The following is an 11,689-nucleotide window of genomic DNA, read 5'->3' as shown; positions in this document are numbered from 1 at the left end:
GGAGAACTTGATTAAGCGATTTGATCAAACTCACTACTAGAAAACAGAGCAATTTTGTTTCGACCAGAAGATTTGGCATCATAAAGAGCAATGTCAGCGCATTTATAGGTGCGTTCTGAGCTCTCGATTATGTCAGTGACCCCGCCGCTAATAGTGATTTTTTCTTCAAAATGTAGAAATACCGCAACACGTAAACGGTTCATAACGATCTCTGCTTCTGAAGTGGTTGTGTGGGGCATAATTACACCGAATTCTTCACCGCCAATTCGAGCGATAAAATCAGTTTCGCGACACTCTTTTTGAAGGATTTCTGTTACAACTTTAATCACCTTATCACCTTCATCATGTCCGAGTTTGTCATTCACTCGTTTGAAATGGTCAATATCAATGATGCCAAGACAAGACTTCGCCTGTTGAGGATAACGAACCACCCGTGCACACTCATTTTTTAATTCGAGATCAAATTTTCTTCTGTTCCAGCACCCCGCAAGTGGATCTTTTTCGCTTAAGGTTCTTAATCTATTTTCTAACTCTTTACGTTCTGTAATATCGACAAATGAAGCGACATAAAATTTAATGACATTATTTTTGCCTGTAATGGCCTGAATTCTTAAAATCTCCGTTATCAAGGTTCCATCTTTACGCTTATTGATGACTTCTCCTTGCCACTGACCATCGGTCTGTAAATGACGCCACATATTAATAAAGAACTCTTGGTTGTGATTCCCTGAGCTAAACAGTGACGGGCTCTTACCTTTTACTTCATCTAACGTGTAGCCACTTACTCTCGTAAATTCTTGATTAACAGTAATTATACGATTGTTTTTGTCAGTAATGATGACTGCGGACATTCCATTCATTGCCGCCTTGGCTATTTTACTGTCAAGACAGTTTTTCTTGTGGGTTATATTCCACACGGTAAAGGATATGGATATGAAAACCAAAATAAAGAGTAAAGCCGCGACTTGCCACTTAAAATCCTCGATATTGTTCATATACGCTGAGACAAAATCGTCATTTTTATGGGTCACTAGCATATAAAGAGAGTCGTCAGAGAAATCAAACGGACAATAAATCTTAGAATAGGTCGTCCACTGTTTTCCGTTAAAGTAATTGCCGCTTTCATTTGATTGAATTAAGGACCACAACTCAGGTTGAGTGACTTTGAGAGTTTCCCCTTCTCTTTCTGAAATTAAATGTCCATATGCAGTGCTTTTTTTGCCACCAAGGAGAGTGTAACCATCGCCATTGATAATGGTAGTGTATCGATTTGTAAGGTGGTGAGCATGAAGGGTTGTCGATACGATATTGAGATTAAGGTTAGCAACGAAGTACCCCAAGCGATCACCTTTAACTGTGATTGGTACGATAAAGCGTAGAGTAGGGGATAGTGGTTGAGAAAATGTATTATTTTCCATTTCTAAATCAATGGAGTAAATGCCTACTTGGTTAGCTGACAAACCCGTTGCGTACTGAAAAAATTCACGGTTAGATTGATTCTGGAGGTGGCGTTCGTCAACAGGGAATGACCCTGATGAATCATAATTAACGCGCAAAACTTCCATACCATCACTGTTAATGAAGCGGAGTTTTGAAAAATAACCTTGCCCATCAGCGATAAGTGCCCAAACATCATGAAGCACTTTTATATTTGTAGAGTTCGGTTCTTGTAGTGCTTGAAGCAAGACAGTAGAGGTAGCCATGTTTTTTGTGGATGCATGGAGCCTTTTAATTAGTTTACTGAAGTCATTTGAGATGGTTTCAAGTTGATAAAAGCTAGTTTTATTTATTTCATGCGCGTGTTTTGTATAAATGTTGTCATACTCTTTTACGACATAAATAGCTGGCACAATACTTAATGCAGTAAATATTAATATAAATTGATAGATTGCTTTTGATATAAATGTCAACGTTTTCACCTCACCATAGTAATGATATATGGTACATTGTTTTGCGAGCTATTCATGTGATGTTGTACGCATATATTTGAGTGAATGTTTCAGATTGTGTGGATTTATGAATGGAGGTGTGGGCGCTAGTATTCTTCTCAAATCCGTATTATTGGTTTTTACACTGTAAATGGACGAAATTTGCTTCAATAAAAGCAGGAACCAAAACAGAAAAGCCCCAGAGCCGAGTTGACTGCTGGAGCTTTCGTGCATGACTAGTGATAACTGAAATGGCTTAACTTAAGCCTGTAATATTACCTTCATCATCAAGATCTAAAGCCATGAACGCTGGCTTGTCAGGTAAACCTGGCATTGTCATTACATTGCCACACAAGGCGTAAATAAACCCAGCACCTGAGCATAATTTTAACTCTCTAATATGAACGGTAAAATCATTAGGAGCCCCTTTTACTGAAGGATCAGTGGATATAGATAATGGTGTTTTTGCTAAGCAAACCGCTAATTTGTCAAACCCTTGTACAGTCAACTGATGCAGTTGTTTCTTGGTAAGCTCTGAAAACTCGACACTTGTTGCACCATAGCCAATTTTGCAAACCGCCATTAACTTCTCTTCAATAGATTGTTCTAGTGTATATAACGAATTGAAGCTTTTCTCACTTTCGCACGCGATTGTGACGGCATTTGCGAGTTCAACTGCACCATTTCCGCCATTCTCAAATGCTTCACTGATCGCGACAGAAACTTGCCCATCTAATGACTCAATCATCTCTTTCAAAACATTTAACTCTTCGTCAGAGTCTTGAGGGAAGCGGTTAATGGCGACGACAGCAGGAATACCATAACGATTGACGTTGTTAATATGCCATTTTAGGTTTTCAAACCCTGCTTCTAGTGCATTTTGGTCAGGGCGAAATAACGATTCAGGAAGTGCAGCGCCAGGGCGGAGATCGTAAAGTCCCGAATTCGCTTTCAAGCCACGTAATGTTGCGACGATGACAGCACAATCAGGAGAGATTTTTGATGTTAGTGCTTTGATATTACACGCTTTTTCAAATCCCATGTCAGAACCGAATCCGCCTTCTGTAACAGTGTAATCGGCGAGTTTTAGAGCGATATTATCAGCAATAATGGAAGAGTTACCGTGAGCAATATTCGCAAATGGCCCTGAATGGATTAGCGTTGGTACGCCTTCGAGTGTTTGCATCAGTGTTGGCTCGATGGCATCTCGCATTGTTACTGCCATTGCTCCCGCGACTTGCAAATCTTCAGCGGTAATAGGTAAGCCCTCTAAATCATACGCCATAACAATATTACCAATACGATGGCGTAGATCTTTCAAATCCGCAGCAAGAGCTAAGATAGCCATGAGTTCAGATGCGGCCGAAATGTCGAATCCATCTTCGCGTTGATAGCCGTTAATCGTTTTTCCAGGTTCATTCTGACCAACGGTAATTTTACGTAAAGCACGATCATTATGGTCAACAACACGCTTCCAGCAGACATTATTCGAATCAATCTTTAATGCTTTCAGTCCTGAACGTTGTTCAAATGCTTGGTAGCCTTCACGTTGTTCATGGTAAATACGAGCATCGATTGCTGCAGCTGCAAGGTTGTGGGCCGCGGTTACAGAATGAATATCACCAGTGAGGTGTAAATTTAACTCTTCCATCGGTGCAACTTGAGATAATCCACCGCCAGCGGCACCGCCTTTAACGCCAAAAACTGGTCCCATAGATGGCTGACGAATGCAGGCCATAACAGATTTTCCAATTTGGGCTAAGCCCTGAGACAAGCCGATCGTCGTGACTGTTTTACCTTCGCCAAGAGGGGTTGGCGTTATCGCAGTGACTAAGACTAATTTGCCATTAGGATTGTCTTCTAATCGTTTGATGGTTTGTAATGAGACTTTTGCTTTGTAAGGGCCATGAGATTGGAATTCAGACTGGAGAAGCCCCGCTTTAGTGGCGATCGCTTCAATGTTCGCTAATTTTGTTGCTCGACAGATATCAATATCAGATAGCATAAATGCCCCTTATTCTCACTTACTCAAGTTGCGTAATCGTTTGCGTCGGCATGATACGGCTATATCGTATTATGTAAAGAGAAAATTCTAGAGTTCTACACTATAAGAAATAAAACAATAAACTTTCTGCCTTAGATCAATATGAGATTGTTGTACCATATATTTTTCGTGTAACAATAATAAAGGCCACGTTATGTGGCCTTCATTTACATAGATAAAAGAAGTTTGATTTGAATCAGTATTACCTGTCCCAGTAAACCTCTTCCAAGCTATCTTCACGCTCTGGTAATGCACGAGCTAAGCGAGGTGAGTGTTGTGTTAACACTTCATAGCTTACGCGGTTTGCGTATTTACAAATTTGAGAGAGCGAAGAGTAGGTCAGGTAAGGCTGATCATGCTTTGATGAATTAGGAACGTTCATGCAGTGATGGCTATTTGCCGCCATATCATGAAGAAGAGCAGACAGCGCAGCATCACCCGCACCATTGGTATTTTTTATTTCAAGCGGTCCACCCAAGTAAGGGCCGATATGCGAGTAAACTTTTACAGGTGTTTTACACTCCTGTTTACGCATAGCACGGCTGAATTCATATTTATTGAACTCAGGTATATTACCCGGCAGCAAAGCAAGTTCGGTTTCGCGCTTAACTGAATCCTCAATATAGCCAGCCATATAAAGCCCTACAGGGCCAGAAGTACAAAGAACCAAATCAACCCAATCAAGAGCTTTGTCTGCTGCAAGAAGAGGATCTTTCTCACCAGTGAGGGCTTCACCTTCTTCTTCATTCATCGCAATGATTGAAATGTTTTCTTTGATGTACTCTTGCCACCACTCTGCGTTACCTTCAATAACCCATTTAGTTCCAAGAGTTAGAACAACAGGTACATTCTGGCTTTTCGCGAGTTCAATAGCACGAGCAACCGCTTGTGGCATTGGGTCTTCAGGCTTACCACGCATTAGGTATGAAGATACAACCAATGCAGATGCTTTTTCGAATACATCTTCAGGAATACTATCTGGGCGAAGTTGATTCATTTCACCTTCATTGATTGCGAATGTTCGTTCGCCATCTTGAGAGATCAATGTATAGCAACGACCAATCGAACCTTCAACGGTTTGAAGATTATTGAGGTTCATGCGTGACGATGTGCGGCAAAGATAACGGTAGGCAAAAGAACCGACTTCGATATTACGCGACATAACCCCAAGTAGAACGGACTTGCTATCTGCGAGTACTGAGTAGTTGTGCAGTGTATTACCAATTGTATCACCAGGGTACTGATGTGTAATAAGACCGCGTTCAACGAGCTCATCATATAAAGCATCCGCTTTGCTCTCTTCTAAGACCAAAGAATGTCCTTTACTCAATTCGTACTTAGCAAGGAACTCATCATCTACACGAGCTTCAATATCGACAATGGTTTGACCAACACCAACAATAATCGGGCGATACAATTTTGGAGCTTGTTTCATCTGATTGACAAGTGGATCACGAGTGTGTGTTGGGAAATAATGCTTAGATTTACGCTGACCGGGAAACTTCATGATGAATAAAGGGGGCTTAGAAAATTTTCTGGATCATATCACAAAAGGGCAAAAGTACTTTCATTTTTATTACATATAGATGCGGTTGGTTATCTTACAACCAACCGCAAGAGAGATCATAAAAACAAGCTATTGAACATTTGAAGCCACAGTTGGTTCAGTATAAGCCTTCGTTCCCCAAAGTGGGACAGTCGAAAGGCTGTGTTTGAAACTACCGTCTGTTTCTTTCGTTGTATAAGACAAGTAAAGTAAAGTTTGGTTGTCAGCATCATAGATACGTCTAACTTTCATCGATTTAAAAAAGATACTTTTTGATTTTTTGAAGACAACTTCGCCGGATTTACTTTTATCAATTTGCGCGATCATATCAGGGGTAATGTCACCTGTTTGACGGCAAGATATTGAGCTGTCACTCGGGTCAGCAAGGCTAAAATCAGCTTCGATAGAGGCAATATGGCAAGTTACGCCTGTCACGATATCATCTTTGAGATTTTCTATTTTGATGTCTTTCATTGTGAAGAGGCCGAGAGATACGTCACCCACTTCGTTGTCAGAGCAGCCAACCAAAAAAACGGAAAGGCCAAGAGCGAATAGAATTTTCTTCATCATAAATCCTTAGATTTGAACTAGATTAAAACATCTTACCACATTGGAGGACGTCGATTTACATTAACCAAAAAATTGAAAGCCTTAGCCTCAACAGTTGAGTCTAGTCCAGTTTTAGAGATAAAAACCTGCTATGGTGTTGCCACTGAGCGTAGGTGCAATGTAGATAAGGTATAAAACGATGAAGATAAAAGTGTTAGTTATAATTATGAGTCTTTGTGCTCTTTCTGCGTGTAGCTCAGCCCCAAAATCAAATTTATGCATACCGAAAAGCTGTGATATCTGGGGGTAATACGGCTTTTTCTTTCGTTAAATTGCAGCAATTTAAACAATTATTGGTAATTAAAAGAATGAATAAAACCACGCCAAACATCGTAGAAAAGAAAAACCACTGGTTACTTGGGCAAGTCGATGTGGACTTTCCAACATCTGAAAGCTTGTTGGGTAGAGATCTGTATGTAAAAAGCTTAGAAACTAAACATTATCAAGAGCTCGATACCATGCTTAGCCATGGGGATGATGTGGTTGATGAGATCTACTTGGTTGATTTTCATCGGCTGACGATTATGTTTTCTATAATCCAGTCTAAGAAATGGAAATTGGATCGCGACCAATCCAATATTATTGAATTTCTTACTCAGATTATTCTATCTTCTGATCATGAACTGTATGTTGGGTTTAAGTCCGGTGAGCCTGTGGCTGCGGCAATGGTTAGTTGTGATGATATTGAATGTCTCATATCAGATTTAGCATGGCACAATGATAATGAAGATGACATCGAGAAATTTACTTACCAGCTTTGGCGTTATTGGAAACAAAGTCACACTAATGATTGTGAAGTGTGGGTAGAGAAGCTGTAAAGGCTAGTAACAATTGTAATGTTTGAAGTATCATTAAAGTTCTCCCTCTAAAGTGGTACTTCAAAAAATGTCATTTGTATTGAAAATGAGTTTGTTGGCTTTTTTCAGTGCATTTTCTATGTTCCTTCAAGCTAATGAGGTGAATCAACCTTTAGAAGCAGCCAAAACTGTTGAACATCCCTTCAAGCGGATCCTTATTATTCACTCATATGATCCTTCCTATCAGTGGACTCGTGATTTGCAAAATGGGATCGATAAAGCTCTGTCTTTAGCGTCAACACCTGTCAAAGTATCAGTTGAATATCTTGATACGAAAAGAATTAACACCAATGATTACTATCAAGAATTAGAGCGTTACTTTAGAGTTAAATACAATGCATACCCATTCGATGCAGTAATCGCAACTGATGATAATGCTGTTCGTTTATTAAATAAAACGAATATCGTCCCCAATAGAACGATTCCAATTATTGCTGTAGGCATAAATGACTTATCAGCACGATTAGATTCCGTCTCTGATTATACTGCAACTCTTTATGAGCGAGATAATGTCGAAGGAAATATATCTGAAATAATAAAACTCAGAAAAGATATAAAGAATATTTATTATTTATCGGACAGAAGTACGACCTCGGAGTTAATTAGAAATAAGGCTTTACCGATTATATCTAATCTACCAGACGTCAATCTCGTCGAGGTGAGAGATCAAACGTTGAATGCTGCAGGGGATTTACTGTCAACAGTGTCGCCTGATGATGCAGTGATATTAACGCATTTTAATACAGAATTAGATAAAGGCATCTACCATACTTATGAGAATATCGCATCTGTGATTGGTAAGAAAAGTGCTGCCCCAGTTTTTGTCTTTTGGGATTTCTATATTATTAACGGTATTTTGGGTGGGTACGTGAACCATTCCGAAAATATGGGTGTAGAAGCGGTTCAAGCACTTGATCAGTATATTCCTATGAACTTTACTAAAGCTCTTAGCTTCCCTAATGTCAACCTTCTCACATTTGATTATGAGGTTATGATTAAGTTCGGGATAGAGCAGGATCTATTGCCTAAATCCGTTGTCATTTTAAATAAGCCAAAATCATTTCTTGAAGATAATTTCAGATTACTTTTAGGTGCTGGGATTATTATTATTTCTTTGTTTCTAGTTATCATTACACAATCTGTCATGCTGAGACAAAAGCGTGAACTGGCAAAGAAGAACTCAAAAATTCTCTCTCTTCAAAAACGTACCGTTGGCGTACAAAAAGAGATGATCCATGTTCTAGGCGAAGCGATTGAAACTCGTTCTGGTGAAACGGGCAATCATGTTAAGCGTGTGGCAATGTTGTCTGCTCTGTTGGCCAAGCTGAAAGGTTTGAGCCATCGTGAAATTGAGATTATCGAAATCATTAGTCCTATGCACGATGTTGGAAAAATTGCCGTACCTGAAGCTATTTTAGACAAGCCAGGCAAATTGACAGCGAGCGAGTGGAAGATCATGCAGCAACATACCACGGTAGGCTTCAATCTGCTGAAGACGAGTAATGGTGACTTAACGAACTTAGCTGCCATTATTGCCAATGAGCATCATGAAAGGTGGGATGGTAACGGATATCCTCAACAAAAGTCCGGGACAAATATTCATATCTTTGCTCGTATCACTGCGATTGCCGATGTTTTTGATGCACTTCTAAGTCAACGTTGCTACAAAGATGCTTGGCCTATCGAGAGAGTCGTTGCATGGTTTGAAGCTGAACAGGGGTTGCAGTTTGATCCTGATTTGACCACTTTGTTGCTCGAAAACATCGAGGAGTTCGTCAAAATTCGAAATACCTACCCAGATGCTAACTCGAAAATCGTAAACGCAGTATAGAATATTTATTTGATGTTGGTATTTTCGTCAATATTTCACCTGAACGATCAATTTATTGTTCAATACAGTGACCAATATTCTATTTTGTAAAGCAAAATTTGGTCTCAAGATAAATCTGTTAGCTATGCACAGAATCATGCCAATGAATGAAATAGTATATAACTTAATGTTCGAAATATAGGGCAAGTTATGACTAAGAGAGCAATGCCAAGTTCAATAAAGTGTGTCATTTTCGATTGTGATGGAACGCTAATCGATAGTGAAAAGCTCTGTTGCCAAGCACTAGTGAATGTATTTACTTCATTTGGGGCAGAGTTAACTCTTCATGAAAGTATCGAGCATTTTCAGGGTGGAAAATTGGCAGATATATTATCTGAAACTAATGCCCGTGTTGGTTTAAATATTTCATTAGATGTTTTAGAACCAATGTATCGAGAGCAAGTTAGCCTCTTATTTCAAGCCGAGTTGAAGCCAATGAACGGCGCTAGATCACTTATTCAATTTTTAGAAAAAAATCAAATTGAGTTTTGCGTGGCATCAAATGGACCAAAAGATAAAGTGCAATATTCACTCTCTTTAACGGGTCTACTAGATAGTTTTGATGGGAAAATATTTTCAGCGTTTGATACCAATAGTTGGAAGCCAGAACCTGACCTAATTATGTATTCTGCGATGAGTATGGGTTTCTTGCCATCAGAATGTCTGTACGTTGATGACACAAAAAAAGGCGTGCAAGCAGGCGTGGATGCCGGAGTGAAAACAATCCAGCTATGTAATGGAATATCTGCAACAAAAGTTGATTTGCCAAGTGTCACACACATCCATCACTTAGGTGAAATTGAGAGTTGGATTAGTGATACACACTGTTAGATAGATATACATATGTGTGTTGGCGTTGGTGCTGAAAATGGTGGTGGTTGTTTTTGATAATAGATTTGAATTGTTTGGTATGGAAACCACACGATCCACATGTAAACTTTTCACCACTTTCTGATAGTAGGTACTCGTCATGGTGGCAGAGCGGGCATACAACGTCATTATTTAGTTCTGGTTTTATTTTTATCATATTGGATCCCTGGCAGCAAAAGTAAGGAAAATCCTTATCAATTAAGATTACTCCTTTTGTCTAACTTTTGAGCATACAAAAACTTATTTATGTGTAAAAAATGAGACGCGATTCAAGTACTGGTTATTGGAATGAAATAATGCTGTTATTGAGGTTGTTGAAAGTACCCAAAGTTGTCCATAGACGTAAACTTCGTCTAACTGTCTGCTCGATGTGAAGTACATTCTGAAGATGAATAGATAAAAATAAAGCGCTCACTGAGCGCTTTATTAGTAATGGGCACAAACGTTAGATCGGATTAAACCGTGCGGTAACGTTTCAGTACTTCTCCGAGTGAATTCGATGCTTTTGTAAGGTTCGAAATACCAGCCGAAGATTGTTCAGCAACAGATTTCAGGGTATTGGATTGAGTTCGGATATCACTTAACTCTGCGGCAATATCATTCGCTACTGCGCTCTGCTCTTCAGCAGACGTTGAGATTTGAATACTCATATCCATTAATGTGGTTGCTGAATTCGCAATTGAGCTCACATCACTTCCAATATCAGAAATTAAGTCGCTGCTTGTATGTGCTTGGCTAACTGTTTGCTGAGTGATATTGGCAATATTTTGGCTTTCTGATTGTAATTTCTCGATCATCGCTTGAATTTCGACAGTCGCTGCTTGAGTACGACTCGCTAAAGTTCTTACTTCATCTGCCACGACAGCAAAACCACGACCTTGTTCGCCTGCACGAGCTGCTTCAATGGCTGCGTTTAATGCGAGTAGGTTGGTTTGTTCAGAAATCGCATTAATGGTTGTGATAACTTCGTTTATTTGAGTCGTGTTTTCATTCAAGGTTGCTACTGAATTTGACGCTTGCTCGATATATTGAGACAACTGGCCAATTTCATTAATTGCTTGCTGAACACGCTGGTGACTTGAAGCAACATGTTTAGCATCCTGATCGGTTTGTCCTGTCGCTTGCTGAGCAATGTTAGAGACTTCCTGAGCTGAGGCTGTCATCTGTTCCATTGCCGTTGCAACTGAATCTAAAGACGCATATTGATTGGTGATTTGTGCTTCGCTCTGCTTCATTTCGCCTTCAAACGAAGATGAAGTATTGCTAAGTGTTTCAGCACTCTCTTTAACGCTAACCACAAGTTCAGTTAGCGTATCCATCGATTTATCTAATGCGCAACCGATAGTGCCAAACTCATCACGTCCAGGGTGGAAGCCTAAGCGCGAAGTAAGATCACCCGCCCCAATTTTTTCAGTAGTACTAAATAGAACCCACAAAGCGCCACCTAGGAAAGTCGCAACCCAGTACACAAAAATACTAAAAGGAACAGCCCAAAGGTAAGTTAGGAAAAATGAAGTTAAGGCCTGTTGTTTTTTATCGCCTTCAAGTTGTTTTACATTTTCTGTAAGGGTAAATGCTTGACCTGAAGAATGAGTAGCACTAACGGTAACCACACCATTTGTATATTGAGTTGATTGCACACCGTTACTTTTACGTAAAGAAGAGGCGGAAAGAACATCTAGATCTGAATTAGATAGCATTCCTTGCAGTTTGTATTCGGCAGCAGTGATAGATTGTGATTCAATTTGATCAATACTATTGAAATAACGAGCCCCAGCGGTTGCGGTCAACGCTACTAAAAAGAGTGCAAATATCACCCACATCTTGTCATTAATTGACATCTTTATAAATAGGCGATCAATCGTCCTAAATTGTACTTCCTTCATAAATGCTCCGCAGCAAAATTATATTGAGCCATTCTTACGAAATAGAGCACATTTTAATGTGCTCTATCGCACTTTCTTG

8 protein-coding genes are annotated in these 11,689 nt (G+C 39.6%); 3 read left to right on the top strand and 5 right to left on the bottom strand.

Annotation, left to right across the window (positions count from 1 at the left end; all coding sequences use genetic code 11):
- Nucleotides 1-11: 11 nt before the first annotated feature.
- The 4 genes from FCV43_RS15880 to FCV43_RS15865 all read right to left on the bottom strand — a co-directional run bounded on the left by FCV43_RS15880 (nt 12) and on the right by FCV43_RS15865 (nt 6,085).
- Entirely contained in the window at nt 12-1,850 is a 1,839-nt protein-coding gene (locus FCV43_RS15880) for a sensor domain-containing diguanylate cyclase (RefSeq protein WP_431188299.1), read from the bottom strand.
- Nucleotides 1,851-2,184: 334 nt separating this feature from the next.
- Nucleotides 2,185-3,933, bottom strand: a complete 1,749-nt coding sequence (locus FCV43_RS15875) for a formate--tetrahydrofolate ligase (protein ID WP_136995735.1) — start codon at nt 3,931-3,933, stop codon at nt 2,185-2,187.
- 241 nt (nt 3,934-4,174) lie between these two features.
- Nucleotides 4,175-5,479, bottom strand: coding sequence for an inosine/guanosine kinase (locus tag FCV43_RS15870; protein WP_017053133.1), 1,305 nt, complete (start codon nt 5,477-5,479; stop codon nt 4,175-4,177).
- A 129-nt stretch (nt 5,480-5,608) separates the two neighbouring features.
- On the bottom strand, nt 5,609-6,085 hold the full coding sequence (locus FCV43_RS15865) for a CreA family protein (protein WP_136995734.1): 477 nt from the start codon (nt 6,083-6,085) through the stop codon (nt 5,609-5,611).
- A gap of 350 nt (nt 6,086-6,435) precedes the next feature.
- On the opposite strand from FCV43_RS15865, the gene FCV43_RS15860 reads away from it, so the two are divergent.
- The 3 genes from FCV43_RS15860 (at nt 6,436) to FCV43_RS15850 (ending at nt 9,685) form a co-directional block, all read left to right on the top strand.
- Complete coding sequence (locus tag FCV43_RS15860) at nt 6,436-6,945, top strand: hypothetical protein (RefSeq protein ID WP_136995733.1); 510 nt, start codon at nt 6,436-6,438, stop codon at nt 6,943-6,945.
- 67 nt (nt 6,946-7,012) lie between these two features.
- On the top strand, nt 7,013-8,815 hold the full coding sequence (locus FCV43_RS15855) for an HD domain-containing phosphohydrolase (protein WP_136995732.1): 1,803 nt from the start codon (nt 7,013-7,015) through the stop codon (nt 8,813-8,815).
- A 189-nt stretch (nt 8,816-9,004) separates the two neighbouring features.
- Complete coding sequence (locus FCV43_RS15850) at nt 9,005-9,685, top strand: HAD-IA family hydrolase (RefSeq protein ID WP_240697180.1); 681 nt, start codon at nt 9,005-9,007, stop codon at nt 9,683-9,685.
- 494 nt (nt 9,686-10,179) lie between these two features.
- On the opposite strand, the gene FCV43_RS15840 is transcribed toward FCV43_RS15850, so the two are convergent.
- On the bottom strand, nt 10,180-11,610 hold the full coding sequence (locus tag FCV43_RS15840; RefSeq protein WP_136995731.1) for a methyl-accepting chemotaxis protein: 1,431 nt from the start codon (nt 11,608-11,610) through the stop codon (nt 10,180-10,182).
- Nucleotides 11,611-11,689 lie beyond the last annotated feature (79 nt).

The organism is Vibrio genomosp. F6, assembly GCF_005146325.1.
Taxonomy (GTDB): Bacteria; Pseudomonadota; Gammaproteobacteria; order Enterobacterales; family Vibrionaceae; genus Vibrio; species Vibrio cortegadensis.
Note: the sequence above shows the minus strand (reverse complement) of the source record. Positions and strands in the feature narration are given on the sequence as shown.

Excerpts from the sequence above, each read along its gene's own strand:
- FCV43_RS15875 (WP_136995735.1), bottom strand. The coding sequence starts at position 3,933 with ATGCTATCTGATATTGATATCTGTCGAGCAACAAAATTAGCGAACATT.
- FCV43_RS15870 (WP_017053133.1), bottom strand. The coding sequence starts at position 5,479 with ATGAAGTTTCCCGGTCAGCGTAAATCTAAGCATTATTTCCCAACACAC.
- FCV43_RS15865 (WP_136995734.1), bottom strand. The coding sequence starts at position 6,085 with ATGAAGAAAATTCTATTCGCTCTTGGCCTTTCCGTTTTTTTGGTTGGC.
- FCV43_RS15860 (WP_136995733.1), top strand. The coding sequence starts at position 6,436 with ATGAATAAAACCACGCCAAACATCGTAGAAAAGAAAAACCACTGGTTA.
- FCV43_RS15855 (WP_136995732.1), top strand. The coding sequence starts at position 7,013 with ATGTCATTTGTATTGAAAATGAGTTTGTTGGCTTTTTTCAGTGCATTT.
- FCV43_RS15850 (WP_240697180.1), top strand. The coding sequence starts at position 9,005 with ATGACTAAGAGAGCAATGCCAAGTTCAATAAAGTGTGTCATTTTCGAT.
- FCV43_RS15840 (WP_136995731.1), bottom strand. The coding sequence starts at position 11,610 with ATGAAGGAAGTACAATTTAGGACGATTGATCGCCTATTTATAAAGATG.